Annotated in this window: 21 protein-coding genes; 16 read left to right on the top strand and 5 right to left on the bottom strand. The window is 70.5% G+C overall.

The window, feature by feature from the left end; translation table 11 throughout:
• The first annotated feature begins 1 nt into the window (after position 1).
• Genes ACZ5DS_RS08615 through ACZ5DS_RS08585 form a run of 7 tightly spaced genes read left to right on the top strand, consistent with a single transcriptional unit; the run spans position 2 to position 7,650 of the window.
• Positions 2–1,027, top strand: coding sequence for an NAD-dependent epimerase/dehydratase family protein (locus ACZ5DS_RS08615; RefSeq protein WP_468235252.1), 1,026 nt, complete (start codon positions 2–4; stop codon positions 1,025–1,027).
• Complete coding sequence (locus tag ACZ5DS_RS08610; protein WP_468235251.1) at positions 1,015–2,298, top strand: DUF4910 domain-containing protein; 1,284 nt, start codon at positions 1,015–1,017, stop codon at positions 2,296–2,298. Before ACZ5DS_RS08615 ends, ACZ5DS_RS08610 begins: the two co-directional genes overlap by 13 nt.
• Complete coding sequence (locus ACZ5DS_RS08605; protein WP_468235250.1) at positions 2,295–3,602, top strand: hypothetical protein; 1,308 nt, start codon at positions 2,295–2,297, stop codon at positions 3,600–3,602. Before ACZ5DS_RS08610 ends, ACZ5DS_RS08605 begins: the two co-directional genes overlap by 4 nt.
• Positions 3,599–4,546, top strand: a complete 948-nt coding sequence (locus ACZ5DS_RS08600) for a glycosyltransferase family 2 protein (RefSeq protein ID WP_468235248.1) — start codon at positions 3,599–3,601, stop codon at positions 4,544–4,546. The genes ACZ5DS_RS08605 and ACZ5DS_RS08600 overlap by 4 nt, the downstream gene beginning before the upstream one ends.
• Positions 4,543–5,769 carry a polysaccharide pyruvyl transferase family protein gene (locus ACZ5DS_RS08595; RefSeq protein WP_468235247.1) on the top strand — a complete coding sequence of 409 codons (1,227 nt, stop codon included), beginning with the start codon at positions 4,543–4,545 and terminating at the stop codon, positions 5,767–5,769. The genes ACZ5DS_RS08600 and ACZ5DS_RS08595 overlap by 4 nt, the downstream gene beginning before the upstream one ends.
• Positions 5,766–6,317: a dTDP-4-dehydrorhamnose 3,5-epimerase gene (gene rfbC / locus ACZ5DS_RS08590; protein WP_468235245.1), complete on the top strand. Its 552-nt coding sequence runs from the start codon at positions 5,766–5,768 to the stop codon at positions 6,315–6,317. Before ACZ5DS_RS08595 ends, rfbC begins: the two co-directional genes overlap by 4 nt.
• Positions 6,318–6,324: 7 nt before the next feature.
• On the top strand, positions 6,325–7,650 hold the full coding sequence (locus tag ACZ5DS_RS08585; RefSeq protein ID WP_468235244.1) for a glutamate-1-semialdehyde 2,1-aminomutase: 1,326 nt from the start codon (positions 6,325–6,327) through the stop codon (positions 7,648–7,650).
• A 22-nt stretch (positions 7,651–7,672) separates the two neighbouring features.
• Here the strand turns inward: ACZ5DS_RS08585 and ACZ5DS_RS08580 are convergent, their stop codons facing one another.
• Positions 7,673–8,359: a phosphatase PAP2 family protein gene (locus ACZ5DS_RS08580; RefSeq protein ID WP_468235243.1), complete on the bottom strand. Its 687-nt coding sequence runs from the start codon at positions 8,357–8,359 to the stop codon at positions 7,673–7,675.
• Between the two features lie 376 nt (positions 8,360–8,735).
• Here ACZ5DS_RS08580 and ACZ5DS_RS08575 point away from each other — a divergent pair, with 376 nt between their 5' ends.
• The 5 genes from ACZ5DS_RS08575 (at position 8,736) to ACZ5DS_RS08555 (ending at position 16,303) form a co-directional block, all read left to right on the top strand.
• Positions 8,736–10,145 carry a family 2B encapsulin nanocompartment shell protein gene (locus ACZ5DS_RS08575; RefSeq protein ID WP_468235242.1) on the top strand — a complete coding sequence of 470 codons (1,410 nt, stop codon included), beginning with the start codon at positions 8,736–8,738 and terminating at the stop codon, positions 10,143–10,145.
• Between the two features lie 10 nt (positions 10,146–10,155).
• Positions 10,156–11,340 (top strand): family 2 encapsulin nanocompartment cargo protein terpene cyclase, encoded by a 1,185-nt coding sequence (locus ACZ5DS_RS08570; RefSeq protein ID WP_468235241.1) that lies wholly within the window; start codon positions 10,156–10,158, stop codon positions 11,338–11,340.
• Between the two features lie 30 nt (positions 11,341–11,370).
• Positions 11,371–12,222 carry a geranyl diphosphate 2-C-methyltransferase gene (locus tag ACZ5DS_RS08565; RefSeq protein ID WP_468235240.1) on the top strand — a complete coding sequence of 284 codons (852 nt, stop codon included), beginning with the start codon at positions 11,371–11,373 and terminating at the stop codon, positions 12,220–12,222.
• 183 nt (positions 12,223–12,405) lie between these two features.
• On the top strand, positions 12,406–13,593 hold the full coding sequence (tuf, locus tag ACZ5DS_RS08560; protein ID WP_468236371.1) for an elongation factor Tu: 1,188 nt from the start codon (positions 12,406–12,408) through the stop codon (positions 13,591–13,593).
• A 568-nt stretch (positions 13,594–14,161) separates the two neighbouring features.
• The gene (locus ACZ5DS_RS08555; protein ID WP_468235238.1) at positions 14,162–16,303 is read left to right on the top strand and encodes a SpoIIE family protein phosphatase; all 2,142 of its coding nucleotides are present in this window, start codon (positions 14,162–14,164) and stop codon (positions 16,301–16,303) included.
• A gap of 399 nt (positions 16,304–16,702) precedes the next feature.
• On the opposite strand, the gene ACZ5DS_RS08550 is transcribed toward ACZ5DS_RS08555, so the two are convergent.
• The gene (locus ACZ5DS_RS08550; RefSeq protein WP_468235237.1) at positions 16,703–16,903 is read right to left on the bottom strand and encodes a hypothetical protein; all 201 of its coding nucleotides are present in this window, start codon (positions 16,901–16,903) and stop codon (positions 16,703–16,705) included.
• On the bottom strand, positions 16,903–17,235 hold the full coding sequence (locus ACZ5DS_RS08545; protein WP_468235236.1) for an alpha/beta fold hydrolase: 333 nt from the start codon (positions 17,233–17,235) through the stop codon (positions 16,903–16,905). Before ACZ5DS_RS08545 ends, ACZ5DS_RS08550 begins: the two co-directional genes overlap by 1 nt.
• Positions 17,236–17,345: 110 nt before the next feature.
• Between ACZ5DS_RS08545 and ACZ5DS_RS08540 the strand changes: the two genes are divergently transcribed.
• The 4 genes from ACZ5DS_RS08540 (at position 17,346) to ACZ5DS_RS08525 (ending at position 22,485) form a co-directional block, all read left to right on the top strand.
• A complete protein-coding gene (locus ACZ5DS_RS08540; protein WP_468235234.1) occupies positions 17,346–17,792 on the top strand; it encodes a hypothetical protein in 447 nt (148 codons plus the stop codon).
• A 601-nt stretch (positions 17,793–18,393) separates the two neighbouring features.
• Complete coding sequence (locus tag ACZ5DS_RS08535; RefSeq protein WP_468235233.1) at positions 18,394–19,869, top strand: condensation domain-containing protein; 1,476 nt, start codon at positions 18,394–18,396, stop codon at positions 19,867–19,869.
• Between the two features lie 124 nt (positions 19,870–19,993).
• Entirely contained in the window at positions 19,994–21,532 is a 1,539-nt protein-coding gene (locus ACZ5DS_RS08530; RefSeq protein ID WP_468235231.1) for an amino acid adenylation domain-containing protein, read from the top strand.
• Between the two features lie 32 nt (positions 21,533–21,564).
• Positions 21,565–22,485 (top strand): NAD(P)/FAD-dependent oxidoreductase, encoded by a 921-nt coding sequence (locus ACZ5DS_RS08525; protein WP_468235230.1) that lies wholly within the window; start codon positions 21,565–21,567, stop codon positions 22,483–22,485.
• 3 nt (positions 22,486–22,488) lie between these two features.
• On the opposite strand, the gene ACZ5DS_RS08520 is transcribed toward ACZ5DS_RS08525, so the two are convergent.
• Positions 22,489–24,459 carry a hypothetical protein gene (locus ACZ5DS_RS08520; protein WP_468235228.1) on the bottom strand — a complete coding sequence of 657 codons (1,971 nt, stop codon included), beginning with the start codon at positions 24,457–24,459 and terminating at the stop codon, positions 22,489–22,491.
• Positions 24,460–24,461: 2 nt separating this feature from the next.
• Positions 24,462–25,742: an ATP-grasp domain-containing protein gene (locus ACZ5DS_RS08515; protein ID WP_468235227.1), complete on the bottom strand. Its 1,281-nt coding sequence runs from the start codon at positions 25,740–25,742 to the stop codon at positions 24,462–24,464.
• Positions 25,743–25,746 lie beyond the last annotated feature (4 nt).

Below are 25,746 nucleotides of genomic sequence, written 5' to 3'. Positions count from 1 at the left end.
CTTGCGCGTACTGCTCACCGGACACCAGGGCTACCTGGGCACCGTGATGGCCCCGGTCCTTGCGGCCGCCGGGCACGAGGTCGTCGGCCTGGACGCCGGCCTGTTCGCCGACTGCGTGCTGGGCCCGGCCCCCGCGGACCCGCCGGGGCACCGGGTGGACCTGCGCGACGTCACGGCCGAACACCTGGCCGGGGTGGACGCCGTGATCCACCTGGCCGCGCTCTCCAACGACCCGCTGGGATCGCTTGCGCCGGAGCTCACCTACGACATCAACCACCACGCGTCCGTACGGCTGGCCCGGCTGGCCCGCGACGCCGGAGTGCGGCGCTTCCTGTACGCGTCCACCTGCTCGGTCTACGGCGCCGCCGGCGGCGACGACCTGGTGGCCGAGGACGCCCCGCTGCGCCCGGTGACGCCGTACGCCGAGTCCAAGGTGCGGGTCGAGGACGACCTGCACGCGCTGGCCGACGGCGACTTCAGCCCGGTGTTCATGCGCAACGCCACCGCCTTCGGCTACTCACCCCGGCTGCGCGCCGACATCGTGCTGAACAACCTGGTGGGCCACGCCCTCCTGTCCGGCGAGGTGCTGGTGCTCTCCGACGGCACCCCCTGGCGCCCGCTGGTGCACGCCGCCGACATCGCACGGGCCTTCGCGGCCGCGATGGTCGCGCCGCGCGAGGCGGTGCACGACCGGGCGTTCAACATCGGCAGCGAGACCAACAACGTCACGGTCGCCGAGATCGCCGAGCAGGTCGCCGAGGCGGTGTCCGGCGCGAAGGTGAGGATCACCGGGGAGAACGGCGCCGACCCGCGCTCGTACCGCGTGGACTTCTCCCGGTTCCGCGCCGCGATCCCCGGCTTCGAATGCGAGTGGACGGTGAAGCAGGGCGCGCTCGAACTCGCCGACGCCTACCGGAAGTTCGACCTGACCCGGGAGAACTTCGAGCAGCGCTTCACCCGTCTCGCCGTGCTGCGCGCGGCGTCCGACGCCGGCACCGTCGACGACACCCTGCGGTGGCGCCGGTGACCGCAGTCGGCGAAGAGATGCACGCTCTGGTGCAGCGGCTGTACCCGCTGTGCCGGAGCATCACCGGCGACGGCGTGCGCGCCACCCTGGACATCGTCGGCGAGTACGTCCCGCTGCAGGTGCACGAGGTGCCGACCGGGACGCAGGTGCTCGACTGGACGGTGCCGCAGGAGTGGAACATCCGCGACGCGTACATCGCCGACACCGCCGGCCACCGGGTCGTCGACTTCGCCGCGTCCAGCCTGCACGTGCTCGGCTACAGCGTGCCGGTGTCGGCGACCATGCCGCTGACCGAACTGCGTGAACACCTGCACACCCTGCCGGACCACCCGTCCTGGGTGCCGTACCGCACCAGCTACTACAAGCCGGAATGGGGGTTCTGCCTGGCCCAGGAGACCTTGGACGTGCTGCCGGACGGCGAGTACGAGGTGCGCATCGACTCCACACTCGCGGACGGCCACCTCACCTACGCCGAGCACGTGGTCCCCGGGCAGGTCCCCGACGAGGTGATCGTCTCCTGCCACGTCTGCCACCCGTCGCTGGCCAACGACAACCTGGCCGGCATCGCTGTGGCGACGTTCCTGGCCCGGGCGCTGGCCCAGGAAACGCCGTACTACACCTATCGGTTCATCTACGCGCCCGGCACCATCGGCGCGATCACCTGGCTGGCCCGCAACGCGGAGCGGGTGGAACGGGTCAAGCACGGCCTCGTGCTGGCCTGCGCCGGTGACCGAGGTCAACTGACGTACAAACAGAGCAGACGCGGCGACGCGGAGATCGACCGGGTGATGCGGCACGTGCTGTCCGCCTCCGAACGGCCGCACCACGTCGACGAGTTCACCCCGTACGGCTACGACGAGCGGCAGTACTGCTCACCCGGGTTCAACCTCGGCGTGGGCTCGCTCAGCCGGACCCCGTACGCCGGGTACCCCGAGTACCACACCTCGGCGGACAACCCGGACTTCGTCTCCCCGGAGGCGATGGCGGACACCCTTGCGGTCTGCCGCGAGGCGTTCGCCGTCCTCGACCGCAACCGCACGTACCTGAACCTCAGCCCTTACGGCGAACCACAGCTGGGCCGGCGCGGGTTGTACGACGCGCTCGGCGGCCGCAGCGACACCAAGCAGGCCCAGATGGCCATGCTCTGGGTGCTCAACCTCTCCGACGGCGAGCACAGTCTGCTGGACGTCGCCGAGCGGTCCGGGCTGCCGTTCGACACCGTCGCCGTCGCGGCCGGCGCCCTGCACGGCGCCGGGCTGATCAAGGCATGACGCCGATGACCACCCAGGGGGAGAATCCGCAGACAACGGCGCCACCGGCCGGGTCCGCCAAGCGGGCCCTCGTCGGCCGGCTGTCCTGGGGACTGGCCGACCAGGCGGCCTCCAGCATCAGCAACTTCGCGGTGGGCATCTACGTGGCCCGCTCGCTGGGGGTCACCGCGTTCGGCGTGTTCAGCCTGGCCTGGGTGACGTACGGCGTGGTGCTCAACGTATCCCGCGGCCTTGCCACCGACCCGCTCGTGGTGCGCTTCAGCGGCGTGTCGGAGGCGTCCTGGCGCGGGGCGGTGGCCCGGTCGACGGGTACCGCGCTCGGCGTCGGTGCCACCCTCGGCGCGGTGTCTCTGGTGGTCGGGCTCGGTCTCGGCGGCCGCGTGGGACCCGCGTTCGTCTGCCTCGGCGTCATGCTGCCGGGGCTGCTGCTCCAGGACGCCTGGCGGTTTGCGTTCTTCGCCGCCGGCACCGGGCGGAAGGCGTTCGTCAACGACGTCGTGTGGGGCGTCGCGCTCGTCCCCGCCATGGTCGTGGCGGCCCGCGCGGGCAGCGTGGCCGCGTTCGTGCTCGCCTGGGGCGCGTCCGCCACGGTGGCGGCGGGGTACGGCTACTTCCAGGCCGACATCGGGCCCCGGGTGAGCGAGGCGCGCGGGTGGCTGCGCGAACAGCGCGATCTCGGCTACCGCTACCTGTTCGAGAACGTCAGCCTGAGCGGCGCCAGCCAGCTGCGGGCCTACGGGCTCGGCGCGATCGTCGGGCTCGGTGCGGTGGGTGCGGTGCGGGGCGCCGAGCTCCTGATGGGTCCCTTCCTCGCCGTGCTCATGGGGCTCTCGCTGGTCACCGTCCCGGAAGCGGCACGCGTGCTGCGGCGGGCCCCGCACCGACTCGGCAGGTTCTGCCTCATCCTCGGCGGCGGGCAGGCCGGTGCCGCGCTGCTGTGGGGCGCGGCGCTGCTGCTGATGCCGGACCGGCTCGGCGAACTCGCCCTCGGCGACGTCTGGCACTCCTCCGCACAGCTCATCGTGCCGATCACCCTCGGCGTCGCGGGCGCGGGGCTCGGCACCGGCGCGGCGGCCGGGCTGCGCGCGCTCGGCGCGGCCCGGCGCAGCCTGCGCTGCCAGCTGTTCGCCTCCGCCTGCTACGTCGGCGGCGGGCTCGGCGGGGCGGCCATGGCAGGCACGGTCGGCTCGGCCTGGGGCGTCGCCACCGCGACCGTCAGCGGCTCGGCCGTGTGGTGGCTGCAGCTGCGGCCCGCCCTGCGCGAGCGCCACCACAACCCCATCCCCGAAGTGAGGACCCCATGACCGCCCAACCCAGGCTGAGCATCGGCCTGCCCGTGTACAACGGCGAGGAGTACCTCGCCGAGTCGCTCGACGCCCTGCTCGGCCAGACCTACGAGGACTTCGAGCTGGTCATCTCCGACAACGCCTCGACCGACGGGACCCAGGACATCTGCCGCAAGTACGCCGCGCAGGACTCACGCATCCGGTACCTCCGGCTGTCCCGGAACATCGGCGCCACGCCGAACCACAACCATGTGTTCGCCGAGTCCCGCGGCGAGTTGTTCAAGTGGGCCTCGCACGACGACCTTTACGGCCGCGACCTGCTGCGGCGCTGCGTGGAGGCGCTGGACGAACGGCCGGACGTGATCCTCGCACACACCGACCAGGCAGTCATCGACGGCGAAGGCCAGGTGAAGGTCCCCTACGAGTACGGGCTCGCGACCGACTCGCCGCACGCGCCGGAGCGCTTCCGCAGCCTGCTGTTCGAGCCGGGGGGCGACGACTTCTACGGGGTGATGCGGGCCGACATGCTGCGCCGGGTGAAGCCGATGGACAGCTACCACCACGCGGACCGCACGTACGTCGCCGAGATCACCCTGCACGGGCGCTTCCACCAGGTGCCGGAGCTGCTGTACTTCCGCCGCGACCACCCCACCCGCGCCGAGCGGGCGAACCCTTCCAAGCGCGCCCGGTGCGTCAACCTCGACCCGCGCCGGGCCGGCCCGATGCACCCGACACCCCGGCTGCTCGCCGAGTACATCTGGGGCTTCGCCTCGGCGATCCGGCGGGCGCCGCTGTCCGCGGCCGACCGGCGCGCGTGCTACCGCCACCTGGCCGCCTGGATGACCAGCCGGGCCCGGCCCGGCGCCGGTGAACGCGTCGAGGACCGCGCCCCGGTCGACCCGAGCGGGCTCACGGTCTCCGTCGACGCCCTCGTCGCGGGCCGAGAGGGGCGGCGGGCATGAAGGCCGCGACACGTGTGGGGGTGTTCGGCCTGCTCGGCTCCGGCAACCTAGGCAACGACGGGTCGCTCGAGGCCGTCCTCGGGTACCTCCGCGCCGAGCACCCGGAGGCGGTCGTGGACGCGCTGTGCGGCGGGCCCGAGGCCGTGACGACCCGGTTCGGGATCCCCGCCACGCGGCTGCACTGGAACCGCGCGGAGTACCGGACCGCGTCACGTGCGGGCGCGATCGCGGCGAAGGGGCTGGGCAAACTCGTCGACGTCTTCCGGACCGCCGCCTGGGTGCGCCGGCACGACGTGGTGATCGTGCCGGGCATGGGCGTCCTGGAGGCCACGCTGCCGCTGCGGCCGTGGGGCTTTCCGTACTCACTGTTCCTGCTCTGCGCGAGCGGCCGGCTGCTGCGCACCCGGGTCGCGCTGGTCAGCGTCGGCGCCGCCGAGATCGGCAACCGGCCGACCCGGGCCCTGGTGCGCTGGTCGGCGCGGCTGGCCGCGTACCGATCGTACCGGGACGCCCAGTCCCGCGACGCGATGCGGGCGATGGGCGTGGACACCGCGCGCGACGAGGTCTACCCGGACCTGGCGTTCGCCCTGCCGACGCCGCGGGCGAGCGCACCCTCGGGCTCGCCGGGCCCGGTCTGCGTCGGTGTCATGGACTTTCACGGCGGCAACGACGACCGCGCCCGGGCCGAGGAGATATACCGGCGTTACCTCGACGGGACGATCCGGTTCGTCCGCGCGCTGGTCGAGGAGGGCAGGCCGGTCCGGCTGCTCACCGGCGACGCGTGCGATGCGTCGGTGGTCGCCGCGATCCTCGACGCGGTGGACTCGCCGCTGGTCACCGCTGCCGAGCCGGCCTCGCTGGCCGACCTGATGAAGGAGATGGCGGCCGCCGACACCGTGGTGGCGGTCCGCTACCACAACCTGATCTGCGCGCTGAAGACCGGTACGCCGGTGCTCGCCCTCAGCTATGCGGCGAAGAGCGACGCGCTCATGGACCGGATGGGCCTTGGCGCGTACTGCCACCCGGCGCGCGCGGTCGACGCCGACCGGCTGCTCGAACAATTCCGGGACCTGGAGAAGCACTCGGCCGAGCTGCGGCAGACCCTCACCGAGCGGAACCAGACCGCCGCACGGCAACTCGCCCACCAATTCGCCGCGTTGACGGCGGCCCTGTTCCCGACGACCGACCACGCACCCGCCCACGCGCATCGGGAGGCTCGATGAAAGCGACCGAAGTCCCGGAGATCGCCGGCGCGTTCCTGTTCGAGCCGACGCCGTACGCCGACGAGCGCGGCTTCTTCTGCCGCACCTTCGACGCCGACGTGGTCCGCTCGGTGGGCCTCGACCCGGACGCCTTCGTCCAGGACAGCGTGTCCCGCTCGGTCCGGGGCGTGCTGCGCGGCCTGCACCTTCGCTCCGGCGCCGGCGAGGCCAAGCTGGTGCGGTGCTCGTACGGGAGGATCTTCGACGTCGTCGTGGACCTGCGGACGGACTCGCCGACCTACCGCAATCGGGCCTCCTTCGAGCTGTCCGGCGAGACGCAGACGACCCTGTACATCCCGGCGGGGTGCGCGCACGGCTTCCAGGCGCTGACCGAAACCGCCGACACCTCGTACCGGATCGACCGCCCGCACGATCCGGCCGAGGACGTGACGATCGCCTTCGACGACCCGGAGCTCGCCATCCCCTGGCCGCTGCCGGTCACATCGATGTCCCAGCGGGACCGAGAAGCGCCGAGCCTCGCCGAGGTCCTCAAGCAGAAGGAGAGCTGAAGTCAGCGTGGACACCGAAGAGTTCCTCCTGCCCCGGTCGCGGACGGCGAACGAGCGGCTGCACGCCATGATCCCCGGGGGCGCGCACACCTACGCCAAGGGCGACGACCAGTACCCCGAGAACCTGGCCCCGGTCATCAGCCACGGCCGCGGTGCCCACGTGTGGGACATCGACGGCAACCGCTACATCGAGTACGGCTCCGGCCTGCGATCGGTCAGCCTCGGCCACGCCCACCCACGCGTGATCGAGGCGGTGCGGCGGGAACTCGACCGCGGCAGCAACTTCGTCCGGCCGTCCATCGTGGAGGTCGAGGCGGCGGAACGCTTCCTGGCCACGGTGCCGACCGCCGAGATGGTGAAGTTCGCGAAGAACGGCTCCGACGTCACCACCGCCGCGGTGCGCCTCGCCCGCGCCGTCACCGGGCGCCCGCGGGTGGCCATCTGCGGCGACCATCCGTTCTTCTCCGTCGACGACTGGTTCATCGGCACCACGCCGATGTCCGCCGGTATTCCGGAGGCGACCAACGAGCTCACCGTGGCGTTCCCTTACGGGGACCTGGCCGCCACCGACGAGTTGCTCACCCGGTACCAGGACGAGGTCGCCTGCCTGATCCTCGAACCCGCCACCCACACCGAGCCGCCGCCCGGGTACCTCAAGGGCCTCCGCGAGCTGGCGGACCGGCACGGCTGCGTACTGATCTTCGATGAGATGATCACCGGCTTGCGCTGGTCCGAGGCGGGCGCCCAGGGCCTGTACGGCGTCGTCCCCGACCTCTCCACGTTCGGCAAGGCGCTGGGCAACGGGTTCGCCGTCTCCGCGCTGGCCGGGCGCCGCGAGCTGATGGAGCGGGGCGGGCTGCGTCACTCCCACGACCGGGTGTTCCTGCTGTCCACCACGCACGGTGCGGAAACGCACTCCCTGGCAGCCGCGATGGCCGTGCAGACCACCTACGTCGAGGAGGGCATCACCGCGCGGCTGCACACCCTCGGCGAGAGGCTGGCCGCCGGTGTCCGCGGCGCCGCGGCGAGCATGGGCGTCGGCGACCACATCGCCGTCCGGGGCCGGGCCAGCAACCTGGTCTTCGCCACCCTCGACGAGAACGGGCAGCCGTCGCAGGAGTACCGCACCCTGTTCCTGCGCCGGCTCCTCGCGGGCGGGGTGCTGGCCCCGTCGTTCGTGGTGAGCAGCGCGCTCAGCGACGCCGACATCGACCGCACCGTCGATGTGGTGGCCCAGGCATGTGCGGTGTACCGGAAGGCGCTGGACGCCGGTGACCCCACCCCCTGGCTGGCCGGGCGGCCGGTGAAGCCCGTATTCCGCCGCTTGGCGTGAAGTGAAGTGACGTGACGTGACGTCAGCGAGGCTCCCGCCGACCGGCGTCGGCCATGCGATCGACCAGCCGGTCAGCCATCCGGTCGACCAGCCACGCGGTCGCCGGTATCACCGCCAGCGCGGTGCACCAGCCGCCGAGGACGTCGGTCGGGTAGTGCGCGCCCAGGGCGACCTGCGCCCAGCCCATGGCGGCGCCGGCAACCAGCGCCGCGGTGAGCACGAGCAGCGTGCCGGCCGTCCTGCCGAGGCCGAGCCGGCCGGTCGCGAGCAGCGCCACCACGAGGGCGAGCGCGGTGACGAACGCGGTGTGCCCGCTCGGGTAGGACAGGTTGCCGTCGCCGTGGATGGTGCGTCCCACCAGGGACTTGAGCAGTGTGGTCGTCGCCACGGTCATGCCGGCACCGGCAACGACGAGCACCACCGCGCGAGGACGCCGAAGCAGCAGGCAGCCCGTCACGGCGGCCACGACCAGTATCGTCGATCCGGCGGGTTCCCCCAGGAAGTCCAAGGTCAGAGCGACGTACCGCCACGGCGGCCGCACACTGTCCGCCGTCGGCCGGATGATCCACCGGTCCACCCTGCCGGGCTCGCCGTGGCCGGCGTACAGGACCCCGAGCACGACGACCACCAGCGCGGCGAGGGGCGCGATCAGCCCGAGCCACGGGCGCAGCGACGGGGGCAGCACCGCGGGCGCCGGGCGGCCGGTCACACGCCCACCGCGTCCGGTCCGTCAAGCACGAACCGGGCTGGGCCGACTTCCAGGTCCGCTCCTGCCAGGCGATCCAACGCGAACTCCCCCCGGTGGTGTCCGACTCACCCTACAACTCCGCAAGGAAATAGCGGAGTTACCCCGGAACGCGGCCGAGCGAGCAGCCCGTACCCGTGATCGAGAAGTTCTACGCGACCTCCGGCGGTCGGCCGGTGCGACCCCTGTCCGTGCAGTGGCGCAAATACGTCGGTTTACTTCCGGCTGTCTCGACCAACATCATCTGACGTTGATTCACTTGCGTCACAGGAGCCTCACGGGCCGGTCGGCCCGTCAGGGGCTCCTTCTTGATGCAGGCACCCATACGGAAGGGACCAGGATGTCGCAGCCGGAGCAGCCCGACCCCTCAGCAGCCCGGGCACAGCTCAGTCTCGGGATCGCCGCCGCGCGGAACCTGGCGACCACCACCAAGACCGTGCCGCAGATGCAGGGCATCAGCTCACGGTGGCTGCTGCGGATGCTGCCCTGGGTGGAGGTGAAGGGCGGCACGTACCGGGTCAACCGGCGGCTGGTGTACGAGATCGGCGACGGCCGGGTGACGTTCGTCCAGGAGGGGGCCGCGGTCAAGGTCGTCCCCGCCGAACTGGGTGAACTGCCGCTGCTGCGCGGCTTCGGAGACGAGGCGGTGCTGCGGGCCCTCGCCGAGCGGTGCGAGCAGCGGGAGTACGAACCGGGCCAGGTCATAGCCAGGCAGGGCCGGGCCGTAGACCACGTCTACCTGATCGCGCACGGCAAGGTCGAGAAGCTCGCGCCCGGCCAGTACGGCGAGGAGACGCGTCGCGGCGTGCTGGCCGACGGCGGGTTCCTCGGCGGGCAGATGGTCGCCGAGCAGCCGGGCACCTGGGAGTTCACGGCTCGCGCGTTGACAGCGTGCACGGTGCTGGCGCTTCCCCGGGAAGCGTACGCGGAGGTGGCGGGCCGGAACGAGGGGCTGCGGGCCCACGTCCGGCGGCGGCAGGCCGAACGGACACGGCCGCAGAACAAGAAGAGCGAGGCGGCCATCGCCCTGGCCTCCGGTCACGCCGGCGAGCCGGTGCTGCCGGGCACGTTCGTCGACTACGAACTCCGGCCCCGTGAGTACGAGTTGAGCGTCGCGCAGACCGTCCTGCGTGTGCACAGCCGGGTCGCGGACCTCTACAACGACCCGATGGACCAGGTCGAGCAGCAGCTGCGGCTGACCATCGAGGCCCTGCGCGAGCGCCAGGAGTCCGAACTGATCAACAACACCGAGTTCGGCCTGCTGCACAACGCCGACCACAGCCAGCGCATCTCCACCCATTCCGGCCCGCCCACGCCGGACGACATGGACGAGCTGCTCAGCATGCGGCGCGGGACGAAAGTGCTCTTCGCCCACCCGCGGGCGATCTCCGCCTTCGGCCGCGAGTGCAACAAGCGGGGGCTCGCGTTCGACACCGCCGAGGTCGGCGGACACCCGGTGCCGGCCTGGCGTGGTGTGCCCGTTCTTCCCTGCGGCAAGATCCCGGTCTCCGAGCAGGGCACCTCCGCGATCCTCGCGATGCGGCTGGGCGAGGACGAGCAGGGCGTCGTCGGCCTGCGGCAGACCGGGATCCCGGACGAGTACGAGCCGGGCCTGAACGTCCGGTTCATGGGCATCAACGAACAGGCGATCATCTCCTACCTGGTCAGCACCTACTACTCGGCGGCCGTACTCGTACCCGACGCGCTCGGCGTTCTGGAGAACGTCGAGGTCTTCGGCACGCCGTCGTAAGGAGAAGTCCATGTCACTGCTGTCCCGGATCACGGCGCCCACGGGCCGTCACGACGTGGCCCGACGTGTGGCCGCACTGCTCGCCGAGCACCCGAGTGTCCGCCCGGAGGGACCGGCGAAGGGGTTCGCCCTGCCGACCGGACCGACGGGGCTGGGTACGTCGGCCGCCCGGATCACGGCCAGGCGCACGGAGGCTGAGGGCACCGGGGTCCCCGAGCTGTACTGCCCGCCCGCGCTCCGCGACGACCCGGCGCTCGCCGAGGAGGTCAACGCCCGCCTGCTGGCGTGGGCCGAGGAGATCGGCCTCTACGCCGGCCGCCTCGACCGCGTCCGCGCGGCGGACTTCGGACGCCTGATGATGCTCGCGCACCCCGACACCGACGACCCGGACCGGCTGCTGGCCGCCGGCAAGTGCGCCCTGGCGGAGTGGGCAACGGACGACTACTACTGCGACGACGAGACGATGGGATCCGCGCCGGCGCTGCTCGGCGCGCACCTCGGCATCGCCTACTCGGCCATCGACCCCGCCCACCCTCCGCTCCGCTACGTTCCCGCCGTCGAGCAGGCCATGCAGGACGACCCGGTGCGGACCGCCCTGCGCTCCGCCTTCGCACACATGGCCCGGTACGCCGACTGGTCCCAACTGGCTCGGCTGCGCCACGAGGTCGCGGTGCTGTTCGTGGGCTACGGACAGGAGGGGTCCTGGCGCTCCCAGGGCCGGATGCCCGCCGTCTGGGAGTATCTGGCGCACCGTCAGATCAACAGCTTCGTCCCGTGCGTCGCGACGACCGACATGGTGGGCGGCTACGTGTTGCCCGCCGCCGAGTACGCCGATCCGCGCGTCCGCCGCGCCATGACCATGGCGTCCACCGCCGCCACGCTCGTCAACGACCTGTACTCGATGGCGAAGGAACACCACTCGGACAGCGTGGAGTTCAACCTGCCGACCGTGATCGCCGCCGAGGAGCGCTGCACGCCGCGCGAGGCGATCGAGCGGAGCGCGGCCATCCACGACGAGCTGGTCCGCACCTTCGAGACCGAGGCGGCGGCCCTGGCCCTGACCGGCTCACCCCAGCTGCGCCGCTTCCTCGCGGGGGTCTGGGCCTGGCTGGGCGGCAACCGCGCATGGCACAGCGGCAGCCGGCGCTACACCTCCACCTCCACCTCCGCTTCCACCCCTTCCACCCCTTCCTGACTTCCGCACACTGCAAGGAGCACCACTTTCATGACCACCACCCCTGCCCCCGTCCTGCGCACCGCGTACCAGCGATCCGTGGCGGACTACTGGAACGCCGAGAAGAACCCGGTCAACCTGCGTCTGGGCGACGTCGACGGCCTCTACCACCACCACTACGGGATCGGCGACTACGACCCCTCCGTCCTGGACGGCCCCGAGGACACCCGCGACGAGCGCATCGTCGCCGAGCTCCACCGCCTGGAGTCGGCCCAGGCCGACGTCCTGCTCGACCACCTCGGCCCCATCGCCCCCGGCCACCGCCTGCTGGACGCCGGCTGCGGCCGCGGCGGCACCAGCATCATGGCCAACGCCCGCTTCGGCTGCCAGGTCGACGGCGTCTCCATCTCCGAGGCCCAGGTCGAGTTCGCCGGCGGCCAGGCCCGCAAGCGGGGTGTGGACGACAAGGTGCGCTACCACTTCCGCAACATGCTGGACACCGGCCTGCCGACCGGCGCGTTCCAGGGCATCTGGAACAACGAATCCACCATGTACGTGGACCTCTTCGACCTCTTCGCCGAACACGCCCGCCAACTGGTCTTCGGCGGCCGCTACGTCGTCATCACGGGTTGCTACAACGACGTGACGGGCGGCCGCTCCAAGGCCGTCAGCCGCATCGACGAGCACTACACCTGCAACATCCACCCGCGCAGCGCCTACTTCAAGGCCATGGCCGCGAGCGGCCTCGTCCCGATGAACGTCGTCGACCTCACGGACGCGACCATCCCCTACTGGGAGCTGCGCGCCAAGTCCTCGCTGGCCACAGGCGTCGAGGACCCGTTCCTGACGGCGTACAAGGAGGGCAGCTTCCACTACCTGCTGATCGCGGCGGACCGAGTCTGAGAGACCTCGGCTCTTCTGTGGCATGGCAACCACCCCCAGCAGTCGATCGATCACATGGTGTCATGTTGGCCTTCAGTTCACCCGTATGGCGGTTTACAACCACTCGGCGGTGCGCACCGTCACGCAGAGGCGGGGAGCATGGTGACCCGGCGCTCGGGGGTCCTGCGAAACCGGAGGATCATGATGGCCACATCGCAGTCCGCGCATGTCAAGCCGCATGTCAGCATCGGCACCCTGGGGCACAGGGGACACGGCAAGACCACTCTCACCGCGGCGATCACGAAAGTGCTGGCGGACAAGTATCCGAAGCTCAACAAAGCCGTCACCGTCGCCGAGATCGACAAGCGGCCCGAGGAGAAGGTCAGCGGCCACTCGGTCTGCAACACCCACGTCGAGTACCAGACGCAGACTCGGCACTATGCACACGTCGACTGTCCCGGAGACATCCACTACGTGAAGAACATGATCACCGGCGCATCTCAGATGGACGGAGCGATCCTGGTCGTCGACGCGGTCGAGGGACCCCAGGTCCAGACCTCCGAGGATGCGCTGCTGGCGCACAGCATCGGTCTCGAATCACTCATCGTCGCCATGAACAAGTCCGATCATCCGGATGCCGAGGGGTGGACCGAGGCCCACGAGGAGGAGGTGCGCGGCCTCCTCACGGACATCGGCTTCCGGGGAGACGACGTCCCCGTCGTCCGGGTCTCGGCGCTCGGAGCCCTCGAGGGCGACCAGAGGTGGGTCAGGAGCGTGCTCGAACTGATGGATGCCGTCGACTCCTTCCCGATCCCCACACGGGCCCTCGGCAAGCCGTTCCTCATGGCGGTCGAGGACGTCTTCAGCATCCGCGGCAGGGGCACGGTGGCCACTGGGCGCATCGAGAGGGGCGTCGTCAAGGCGGGCGACGAGGTCGACATCGTCGGCTTCCATGACACCAAGAGGTCCACGGTGACCGGCATCGAGATGTTCAAGAAGCTGCAGAGCGAGGGGAAGGCGGGCGAGAACGTCGGGGTGCTGCTGCGCGGGATCGAGAAGGACGAGGTCGAGCGCGGCCAGGTCCTCGCCGCACACGGCACGGCAACCCCGCATTCGACGTTCGAGGCGGACGTCTACGTCCTCACGGAGCAAGAGGGCGGCCGCAAGAACCCGTTCTTCGACGGCTACCGTCCCCAGTTCTACTTCCGGACCACGGATGTGACCGGAAGCATGAAACTCCGCGAGGACACCAAGATGGCCATGCCCGGCGACCGATGCCACCTTGCCGTCGAGCTCGTCGCGCCCGTCGGAGTGGACCGGACGCAGCCCTTCGCCATCCGCGAAGGCGGCAAGACGGTCGGATACGGCCGAGTCAGCAAGATCCTCGCGTGACCCAGCCTCCGTGCCGCACACGCCGGACAGCCGCATCCCTGAAGCCGGTCGGCGCCGACCGGGCTGCTGACGGGGTGCGGCTGAGCCGGGTCAGGAGCGACCGGCCCGCCGGACCGGGGTGAAGCGGGCGGTGAGGGTCCAGTAGGCGGTGGTGACCCGGCCGAGGAGGTGCTCGGGGGGTGATTTCCTGACGCAAGGACATAGAGCAGGTGCCCTCCATGGACGCAGGCCAGGGAGGTGCCGCTGAGGACGGCGAGAGCGGGGACCGCGCTCACCCGGCCGAGACAGGCGAGAGCCGGTCCGCCCACCGCGACCGAGCCGATCCAGGCCCCCCTTCGGCACCGACAGGGGGCGCACTCTCTCCGCTCAGCCGAGTGTGTCGGTGGTTCGTCGGAGGGGAGCAGAGCCGCCGTACACCATCACCCATGCGGGCGTATTGTGCGCATATGACCGATATCCGGTGCGGCTGGTGTGATCTGCTGCCACCGGATCAGGCCGGCCGCAACCGACGGTACTGCCGTCCGGCGCACCGGCAGGCGGCCGACCGGCGCGCCCGGGGAGGGTGAGCGTGCAGGACACTGCTGGCTTCGACCTTGCCGCCGGCACCGGCCCGGAGCTGCTGGACCCCGCCCTGGCTCAGGCGGTACAGGAGACCGGTGCCTCCGTGGGCGCGGTGTACCTGCTGTCGCCGGGCGAGCGGGCGCTGCGGCTGGCGGTACTGACCGGGATTCCCCGGCGCATCGCCGCGCCCTGGGTGCGCGTGCCACTTGCGGACCCGAGCCCGGCGGCCGAGGCCGTGCGCAAGCGGCGCCTGGTGTGGCTCGGCAGCCAGGCCGAGCTGGCCCGCCACTACCCTCGGTTCGCGCTCGCACTGCCGTACCACCTCGCGCTGGCTGCCGCGCCGGTCACCACAGACGCCACTGCACGGGGCGCGCTGGAGCTGCTGTGGCCCGGCTCCCGCCCGCCGCGGCTGAGCGCGCACGAACGCGGTGTGATCGGCACCGCCTGCGCCCGCATGGGCGCGCTCCTGCAGCGTGCCGCCGAGGGCGGGCACCCGGTACTGCCCGGACGCGAGCCGCACGTGCCGGCCCCGCCGCGTCCCCGTACGGCCGGGCCGGTCGAGGCGCTGGCCGCGCTAGAGGGTTTCGTCGACCGGCTTCCGGAGGGCTGTTGCGCGCTGGACCTGGAGGGCCGGATCACCTTCATCAGCGCCACCGCGGCCGACCTGGTCGGTGGCTGTGTCCCGGACCTGCTCGGAGCGCTGCTGTGCGAGGCCCTGCCGTGGCTGGACGACCCGGTCTTCGAAGACCACTACCGGGCCGCGGTGATCAGCCGCCGGCCCGCATCCTTCACCGCCCTGCGCCCACCCGACCGACGGCTGGACCTCCGGCTCTACCCGGACGCCTCCGGCATCAGCCTCTGCATCACCCCCAGTGACCGCGCCGCCCCCGCGGACCGCCGGGGGCCGGGGCGCAGGGAGAGCCACGGCACGCCGACCCGGGCAGGCTCGCTGTACGACCTGATGCACCTGGCCGCCCGTCTCACCGAGGCCGTCAGCGTGCGGGACGTGGTCGAGCTGGCCGCCGACCAGATCATGCCCGCCTTCGACGCCCAGGGCTTCGTCGTGTCCGTGGCCGAGGGCGGCCGGCTGTGCATCGTCGGTCAGCGCGGTTACCGGCCCGAGGTCCTCAAGCGCCTCGACCTTCCCCCCTTCCGGGACAAGTCAGCCCCCACCGTGCGGGCGCTGACCAGCGGAGCCCCCCTCTTCTTCGCCTCCCCGCGCGAAATGGAGCAGCTCAACCCGGACATCCCGCGGCTGACCCAGAGGGGGGCCTGGGCCTTCCTGCCGCTGATCGTCTCCGGCCGCCCGGTGGGCTGCTGGGTGCTCTCCTACGACCGGCCCCACCCGTTCACTCCCGACGAGCGCGCCGTACTGACGTCTCTCGCCGGACTGATCGCCCAAGCCCTGGACCGCGCCCGCCTGTACGACGCCAAACACCAGCTCGCCCACAGCCTGCAGACCGGCCTGCTCCCCACCACCCTCCCGACCGTGCCCGGACTGGAGGTGGCCGCCCGCTACCTGCCCGCAACCAGAGGCATGGACATCGGCGGCGACTTCTACGACCTCATCCGCCTCGACGACACCACCGTCGCCGCCGCCATCGGCGACGTCCAAGGCCACAACGTCAAGGCCGCCGCCCTCATGGGACAGGTGCGCACCGCCGTCCACGCCACCGCCGGCGCACCCCCCGGTGAAGTCCTCGCGCGCACCAACCGCCTGCTCACCGACCTCGACACCGGGCTGTTCACCAGCTGTCTCTACGCCCACCTCGACCTCGCGCACCAGCGCGCCCACCTGGCCACCGCCGGCCACCCACCCCCGCTCCTGCGCCACCCCGACGGACACACCGAGGTCCTTCACATGCCTCCCGGACTCCTGCTCGGCATCGACCCCGCCGCCGACTACCGCGCCACCGAGATCCGCCTGCCGCCGCGCGCCGTGCTGGCCCTGTACACCGACGGGCTCGTCGAAACCGCCGGCGTCGACCTCGAGAACGCCACAGCCGACCTCGCAGACCGGCTCACACGGGCACAGCACCAGCCCATGGACGCCCTCGCCGACATCCTCGTCCGCCGCGACCAGTACGCCGAGCCCCGCAACGACGACATCGCCCTGCTCCTGCTCCACCCGCAACCGGTCGACGGATGACACACAGGTCGACCTGGCCATCACCCCGGCCAAGTCATCGAATGCAGAGTGCGCTGCGGCAATCGTCACGAGAGTGTTCGGGGGCTCTTGCATACGCTGATATCGGCCGTTCGTGCCGGAGTAGGGCTCCGGGGCGAGGCGGCTCGCCGACTCGGCCATGGCCTCGCGGAGTTCGGGATCGCCGTTGGCGTCGCCGTAGTGGGTGTGGCCGCCCCACAGGGCCTCGCGCAGGCCCTCGGCGATCGGCTCCGGGTGGGGAAGTCGGGTTCTCCCCGGGCCAGGGGCACAGTTCCCGGCGGTGGGACGGCCCCGGTGGGGCGCAGGGAGGACTGCTGGATACGGGTGAGGGCCTGGGACGGCCGGAACGGATGCGTCAACTGCCGCACAGGCAGGGCTTGGTCAGGAGCCGGTGCGTGACTGGAACGCGGCGATCCGCTCCCACATCGCGACGGGGTTGGCGTACAGCGGCCAGTGCCCGCTGTGCGGGATCTCGGCCGTCTCGACACCGTTCGCGGCGAGTTCGGGCAGGTAGGACAAGTGCGCGTTCTCGACGCCGTACATGAACACGCGGCGGAAGGGCAGTGCCAGGAACTTGGTCATCAGGTCGCCGTGGTCCGACAGAGCGACCATCGACTCGAAGACTCGGTCGACCGGCGTGCCCGCTCGACCAAGCCGTCGAGGAAACGCTCGTCGTCCGTCGCGGGATGGGTGAGGATCTGCCGGCTGAGGCAGCAGTCCTCGGGGGCGACATTGCCCTCGATGTCGACGAAGCTCAGGATCCGGTCCGGTTCCTGGTGGGCCAGCATGAGCGCGGTCAGGCCGCCCATGGAGTGGCCGAAGCTCTCCGTCCCGGTCATGCACGCCGCCTGGATCAGTGACGTCGCCACCGCCCGGTACGCCATCGCGGAGGGCCTGCTCGATCTGGTCGGCATGACCAGGGCGTTGATGGCCGACCCCGAACTGCCGAACAAGGTCCGCGACGGTCGCACGGACCGCATCCGTCCGTGCGTCATCCCGCGTCCTGGCGGAGCGCGGCCACGACGTGCACCTCTTCGAGGCCGCCGACAAGGTGGGAGGACAGCTGCTGCTGGCCTCACTGGCCCCTCGCCGCCGCGACCTCCGCGGAATAATCGACTGGCGCACCGACGAACTCGCCCGCCTGGGCGTTCCGATCTCGCTGAACACCTACGTCACCGGCCCGACGCTTCTCGAACAGCCTTGGGACGTCGTGATCGTCGCGACCGGCGGCACTCCCGCGGCACCCCGCATTCCCGGGGCCGGCCTGGTCCACGGCACCTGGGACGTACTTGCCGGGGCACGACGGCTGCAGGGTCACGTGATGGTCTACGACGACCACGGCGGCAACCAGGCACTCGACGCGGTCGAGGCCCTCGTCCGAGGAGGCGCCACAGTCGAGATCGTCACTGCATCGCGGCTTCGATGCCGTCGTGGCCGAGATGGGTACCGATCCGGTCCAGGAGCTCTATGACGAGCTGCTGGGCTCCTCGACCAACCTCGGGGCCGTCGACCTGACGAGCCAATTTGGAAAGCCCACCGAGATCACGTGACGCGCGTGCGCAGGTGACAGGCGCGGCGTCAGGAAAGTCAGCAACGGGTCAGTGTGATGACCGATACCGCATCAGAACTGATACCCGGCACGGGAGATCGACGGTCACCGCCTCGAGCCGTGTGGACCGGTGTTCAGCCTACTGGCCTGAACTGGTCGACCGTCGTCTCCGAGCGATGAGCGGGTCGGGCGGCGAGCGTAACCCCGATCTAACCCCTCATCGCTAGTTTGGGCCCCGTCCCAACCGACTCCTTGGGGAGGCACCGTGGCGCTTGTGCGGTCGCGATGGCTGATCCGTGAGCTTTCGATCGACGCACCGGCTCGGTTGTTCTGCTTTCCGTACGCCGACGCCGGTGCCCCGTCACTGCGTCGGTGGTCGGACCGCCAGATCACGCTGGAATGCGCATCGAGCGCGATCCGGGGACCGGCTGGAGCCCGTGATGACCTTCGAGCCCAGCGTCGCCGCCGACCTCGCAGAGTACATTGACCGGTTCACCGCGCGGCTGAGGCTGAGTGCCCGAGCATGACCACCACCACATACACCGTCACCCGCGGCTGGGGCATCGGACCACAGGAGGGATCGAGCGTGCGGAACAACTGTTTCTGGGGCCCGGTGGTCGGCGACGAGCAGATCGCCGCTCTCGTAGGGCACTACGCAGGTCGTCCGGCCGCGCTCGGCGGATCGCCGGCCGCGACCGCGCTCTCGCCCCAGCAGAGCGACCTGTGGCGGGCGGCGTGTGCGCTCGCCCCCACGCCGGTGTTCCTGGCGACCGTGGTGTTCCGCCTGCGTGGTCCGGTCAACCGTACGGCGCTGGCCGCGGCCGTCCGGCGACTGTCGCTGCGACAGTCCGTCCTGCGTACCGTGTTCGGGAGCGGTTCGGCGCCGGTCGCACATCTCGGTGAGCCGCCTGAGCTGCGGGTGGTGGAGGCGCCTGACGCCGCCGCGGACACGGCGGAGAAACTCCTTCGCGGCATCGCCCGCACCCCGTTCCGGTTCGGCGACGAGCCGCTGTTCCGGGTCACGCTCGTCTGCCGCGCCGAGGACCACCACCTGCTGGTCCTGACCTGCCATCAACTGGTGATCGACGGCTACGGGCAGAACCTCTTGCTGCAGGAGTTCACGCGTCTGTACCGCGCCGAGATCAGCGGGGAGTCGGACGACCTGCCTGAGATCAAGCAGCCGTACCAGGAGACGGCTCGCCTGCTTCGCAACCCCGACCCGGAGGTACGCCGCCGTGACGAGGAGTTCTGGACGTCGCGGCTCCGCGATCTGCCGGTCATGAGCCTGCCCGGCGACAGGCCGGGGCTCGAGGGGGCGACGCTGGCGCCCACCGGGGCCGTGGAGACGGTGCTGTCCGACCCGGACGGCGCCGTGGTGGCCGGGTTGCGCCGGCTACGGGTGAACCTGTTCGCGCTGTTCGCCTCGGGGACGATGGCCATGCTGCACGGCTACACCGGGCAGACCGATCTCTGGGTGGCGACCGTGGTGGACAACCGGTTGACACCCGAGTCGCAGGCACACGTCGGCCCACTGGCCGGACCGAGGGTCGTACGCGTCGGGTTCGCCGCCGACGCGACGTTCGGTGTGTTGGCGCGGGCGGTGCAGCGCGAGGTGTGGGCCACCATGGAGCGGCAGCACATGCCGTTCTACAACGTGATCACCGCCGGGGGCGGTGACGGCGCCGACATGCGCAATCTCGGGGCGGTCGGCATCACCGTGGCCGCGCCGGTCCAGCTGCCCGACTGGCCGCTCGGCGACGTGGAACCACTGGAGTTCGACCCGCTGGAGGGCGAGCCGAGCACGGGTTCGCCGCTGGCGCTGCTCGTGGAAGAGCAGGCGGGAAGCTACCGCCTGCGTCTGGAGTTCGATGAAAGCCGGTTCAGTCACGGGCGGGCGCACGACATGGTGACGGCGATCGCCGATGCCGTGCTCGCCGCCACCGCGGATCCGCAGCGTTCGCTCGCTTCCTGGCGGGGGCCGACATCAGCCGACGACTGACCGCTCAGTCCCTGCCTCGCGACCCTGGGAGCGTCTCATGACCGCCGATCAGCCGGCTCGGCATCCGAGCCCAGTCGAACAGTGGAACGAGACGTGGTACGACTATTCCGCGACCAGTCGCATCATGGATCTCATCGATGCCGCCGCGGCCAAGTACGCCGACGATCCGGCCCTGCGAACGACATCCGGAGTGGCGCTCACGCATGGCCAACTCGCGGCCGAGAGCTCACTGCTCGCCGAGCATCTCGCTGCGCACGGCGTCCTTCCGTGCACGCCGGTCGGCCTGCTGGCGGATCACGTCCCCGATGCCGTCGTGGCGATCCATGCGATTCTGCGCGCGGACGCCTACTATGTCCCGCTGGATCCACGATGGCCGGCGCGCCGGATGGCGGAGGTGCTCAAGGCGAGCAACATCGGTCATGTCCTCGTCACGGAACCGTACTGCGGCAGGGCGAGCGACATCGGCGAGGACATGACGATCATCGCGGTACGCCACGGCAGTGAACCCGAGGTGCTCGCGAGATGCGCCTCCCGGCCCTCGGCCCGTCCACAGGAGGCCGGGCCCGCGGGACCGGACGAGCTGGCGTACACGATATTCACGTCGGGCTCCACCGGGCGGCCGAAGGCGGTGGCGGTCCGGCACACCAGCGTCGTCAACCTGATCGAGTGGTTCAATCGGCGCAACTCCGTCGAAGCGAGCGACATCCTGCTGCAGACAGCGGCGTTCAGCTTCGATCTGTCGGTGTACGACGTCTTCGGGGTCCTGGCTGCCGGTGCGAGTGTTCTCCTGCTTCCCGATGCCGATCTGGAAGAGCTCGAGGAGATCGCGATCGCCCTCGTCGAGCACCCGGTGACGCTGTGGAACTCCGCGCCGGCCATGTTCACCGCCGTGACGCTGCTCCTGGACGAGTCGTCCCGCCGGCACCGGGATCGACTTCGCCGGGTCTTTCTCAGCGGTGACTGGATCCCGCTGAACACCCTCGAGGTTCTCCGCCGTGAGTTCCCGCGTGCGACTCTGGTGGCGCTCGGCGGTGCCACCGAGGCCTGCGTCTGGTCCAACGACTTCGTCGTGGACGAGGTCGACCCGTCGTGGCGGAGCATCCCGTACGGGCATCCGATGCAGAACAGCCGGTACTACGTCCTCCACGACGATCTCACGCCCTGCGACGTCGATGAACCGGGGGAGCTGTACATCACCGGTGTCTGCGTGGCCGCAGGATACCTCGGCGATCCTGCCCTGACGGCGGACCGATTCCTGCCGGATCCGTGGGACCAGGGCGAGGGTTACACGATGTACCGGACCGGCGATCGTGCTCGCTGGACGTCGAACGGATGGGTCGAGTTCCTGGGCCGCATGGACTCGCAGGTGAAGATCCACGGGTTCCGGATCGAGCTCGGCGAGATCGAGCAGGTGGCCATGCGGGTCCTCGACGTCGACGAGGCGATCGCCCTGAAGGTGGACGACGGGGACTCGCCGTACCTGGCGCTCGCGCTCAGGGCTTCGGGAGAGCTGGACGCCAGGACGGTCAGGGAAAGTCTGGGGGAATGGCTGCCCAGGTACATGGAACCCCGTCGCGTGGTCGTATGCCGGACCTTTCCGGTGGGCCAGACGGGAAAGGTCGATCGCGCAGCGCTGCGGGAGCTCTTTCAGCCCGCCGGGTAGCGACCGTCTCGGAGTTGTCGATGGGAGTCTCGATGTACGACGATCTCTATGACGTCATTGTGATCGGTGCGGGAGCGGCGGGCCTGACCGCGGCCACCATGCTCGGCCGTTCGATGCGAAGCACGCTCGTCATCTCCAAGCCCCGGCGACGCAATTCACCGGCGAGCTCGGTCAACAACGTCCCGTACGCCGACGGGGCCGCCCCGGCGGACATCTACCGGAAGATGGAACAGGACGCCAGTCGATACGGCGTGACCATGCTGTGGGACGAGGTCACATCCGTTCGCGCGTACGAGGACCACGTTGTCGTCGAGGGTGGCGCGCATCCCGGTCTGCGCTGCAGAAGGCTGCTTCTCGCCACCGGCCGCGTCGACGTCCTGCCGGACTGGCTGCCGGACGGTGTCTGGGGCAGATCGGCCTTCGACTGCCCCTACTGCCACACCTATGAGCGTAGTGGCAGCAGGTTCGTCTGTGTGGGCACCGGGGACGAGACGCTCAAGATGGCGGCGTTGTCGAGGCAGTTCGCCAAGCGGATGACGGTTCTGGTCGGGGAACCGTCGGCGAGCCGGGGACGACTTGCCCGTCTGCTCACCCGCCATGACGTCGAAGTGCTGTGCGACGAGGTGGTCCGTGCCTCCGCGGACCCGGCGGGCGGCGTCACCCTGCAGACGGCTCATGGGCGGACCCTCAGCGCCGACACCCTGCTGCTCGGCGAGGTGGTCCGGCCCTATCGCACATTCGCCGAGGACCTCGACCTCGAGCTGTCGGCGGAGGGATTTCCCGAGACGAGCCTGTACGGGATGACGTCGAATCCCCTTGTCTACAGCGCCGGGAACGTCGAAGGATCCTCGTACTTCATGTGGACCGGAGCGGCCAGCAGCGGCATCAACGCCGCCCGCGCGATCTGCGAGGATCTCGCCTTCGCCAGTGAACTGCTGGACGACTGGGAGTGAAGCTCACGCGGCCGGTGCGACCGCCACCGGCCGCGAGGCGTAGTGGACGAGCCCTCCTGCCACGGCAACGAACCTGACGAAGTGCGCGTGATGGGTGAATGCCTCGGCACTCAGCGTGGCGTCGACGCGCATCCGTGCGGGAGACCCCGGCCGGACGGCGATCCGCTGCGCGTCCGGGAACGTCATGCCGAAGTTCGCGGCCCCCGAGGTATGGACGGCGCCGGCCGCGATGGTTTCCCGCGAGAGGCTCGCGGCGGGTGTCATCAGCACGTCGACGGTGACGGTGCCCGGCCGCTTCCAGACACTCGGGCATTCGATGCGCACCTCGCCGATGACCGGGTCGAGCGGGAAGTCGGCGATCGGCCCGCACACGTTGCAGACCAGCGCGCGACGCCCGACCTGCTCGTACACGGGGTGCCGCGCGACGAGTTCCGCCAGTCGGCCCGTGCAGTACGGGCAGGCATCGTCGATCGGGCGGACGCTCGTGTCGAGAATGCCCTCCCAGATCTCGTTGAGGGCGGAGTGGCTCATCTTGCCGAACTCATGGAAGTCGGAGACCGCGCTCAGTTCGGCGTCGGCGATCAGGGTGCCCAGCCGGCGTAGCGGGCCGTCGGCCTTCTCGGCGGGATCCGCGCCGAGGGTCGTCCGCTTCAGCGTCCGGGCCAGTTCCAAGATCTCTGCTTCCATGGCGACGATCCCGTCCGGCGGCATGAATCCGGTGGGCCCGAACTCGCGGAGCGCCCGCACCGTCCGGCCGAGTTGCAGCAGTTGCGGCTTGACGTCGCGGACGCCGTCGTGCGCGTCGGCGCCCGGCCCGCCGTCGGGGGTGGACGGGGGCTCGGATCCATGGCCCGCGGTCACCCAGGGCAGTCCGAGGACCGCGAAGTAGGGCAGCTCGCGACCGGTTTCCCGGAGATGGTCGTTGATCGCGGCGCAGATCCGCCCGGCGTCCGTGCCCGCCGCCGTCGCGGTGCCGACCAGGTCGTTGATCGTGAGGTTCGGCAGCATCTGATGAACGGCGCCGATGTAGGCCGCTGGAATCCCGTACTGGAATGCGCCCGCCAGTTGGTACTCGGCCGCCACCAGACCGGTGCCGGGGCGCCAGGCCATGCACGAGTTGGCGAACACGATGTCCGCCTGGACGCCGGCCGCCTTGATGACGTCCCGCGCCCGGACGCCGTCCCGGAAGCAGCGGTCCGAGAAGGCACAGCTCGGTGCGGCCGCGCCATGGGCAGACGGCCCCCGATGTCCGGCATGGTCGCCGCAGACCACGGTGTCGCTGAGGATCAGTGCGTGTTCTCGCCCGGCCGACGCGAAGGACACGAGTCCGGTGTACCGCTCGGACAGCATCGGCTCGAGCACCGCGCGGCTCGCCCGGTCGCCGATGACCCATTCCGGCGCGGCGTCCGCGCCGTCCGCGGCCGGGATTCGGCTCGCCGCCGCATGCTGACGCAGCCAGGGGACCACGGTCAGCCGGCTCTGCTCCGGAGGCTTGCGGAGGTGACAGCTGAGTCCCTTGGCGAGCAACCAGCTCAGCTCGGTCAGGTCCGGCCCCAGCACGAATCCGATCGTGGCGTGCCGGCCACCCTGCCGGTATGCGCTGACGACCTCCAGCGACTCGGTGACCACGTCGAGATCGATTTCGTCGTGCAGAGCGACGAAGACCACCTGCGTGTCTTCGCGGCGTGCGTCGAGGATCCGCCCCAGTCCGCCGGTGGACAGCGTCGCGAACGAGGCATCGAAGCGATCTGCCAACGCCCGTCCCACGGCCGTGGCCGCCGAGCCTGCCGGCGCCACCACCAGAGTCCCCGAGACGTCCGGGTCCTTGCGCCGGACAGGTGCTCCCATCAGGTCCGCGAGGGCGGCAAGCCGGCTGTCGTCGACGCCCAGCATCGGCACGAGTGCGGGGTCGCGCAGGTCACGCGTGTACGCACCGGCTGCCGTGTGGACGACGAACGGGTTCCGCTGCTCCATCACTACTCCACGCCTCGGTTCGGATCTATGGTGAAGCCACCCGGCCGCCCGGCACCGGCCGCGATTCTGCGGACTTCTCGGTGGTCGGCGGCGACCTGTGCGGGGTCGCTGTGCGCCAGGACCGCCATGCCCAGCCGTTGCGCGTCAAAGATGTCGGCCGTCTCCGGGACGTAGTCTCCGTCCTGGACGTTGACCTGCAGGTTGTAACAGCTGGGCAGGTCCGCAATGGCGTCCAGGCGGGAGATACCGCTGACGACTCCGGCGGACCGCACGGCGAAGAAGACCGCGAGGGTGGTCAGTTGGAGCGGGTAGCCGTCCGGGATGTTCCGGTCCCCGGCCAAGTACCGCACCATGCGATCGACGCTGTTGTCACCGGTCGCCAGTTCGCAGGTCCACGGGTGCCCACCGCCCGAGAGCCGGGCGTTGACCTCGATGAGCAGCGGCCCGGCCTCGGTGACCATCACCTCGGTGTGCGCCGCGCCGAACGTGATCCCGAGCGCGTCGAGGGCACCTTTGACATAGTCGATGATCGCGTCGTTGCCCTGTGCGTCCATCGCCAGGATTTCCATGCTCGCGTACAGGGGGATGTGCCGCCGACTGGAGACCTTGTGGTACCGCACGATGTCGTTCACCGTGTGCCTGCCCTCGTAGCTGAAGGTGTCCACGGCGTATTCGACGCCCTTGACATGCTCCTGTACGAGTACCTCGGAAATGCGCGAACCGTACACGCTCGCCGAGCCGAGCAACTCTGTGACGACGGCACGCGGGTCATGTCCGCCGGAAACGAACCGGACGCTGTCCGTGCCGGCGGAGTCGGCGGGTTTGACCACCAGATCACGGCCGACCAATCGCTCCCGGCTGATCCAGTCGAGCGCGTCGTCGGCGTCGGACGTACACAGAGACCTGATCGTCGGCAGGCCGGCCGCCGCGACGGCGGCGATCATGTCGCCCTTGTGGTGCCGCGCCGATCCGAGGTCCGGAACGTTCGCCAGCTTCGGTGTCAGCACCGCGGCGAGCTCGTCGGCCAGCTTGATGCCGGTATGGGTCCCCGGCACGATCGCGACCGGAGCGAGAGCCTGCAACCGGCCGACCAGCGACCCGAGTTCACCGCCGTCGTACGCAATGTGTTCGTCGAAGTCGGAGAGGCGAAGCGTCGCGGGGTTCGGTGCCGAGACCCCGGACAACGTCACGGCGCACGGCGAGAAGCCGCCCTGCCGGAAGGCCGGCGCGAGCATGTTTCCCGACGAGTACGGCTCGACGACGACCACGGTTCCTCGACGCATGTCC

The organism is Streptomyces sp. NPDC031100, from assembly GCF_055570785.1.
The sequence above is the reverse complement of the archived record's forward strand: the minus strand, read 5'-3'. Positions and strand labels throughout refer to the sequence as shown.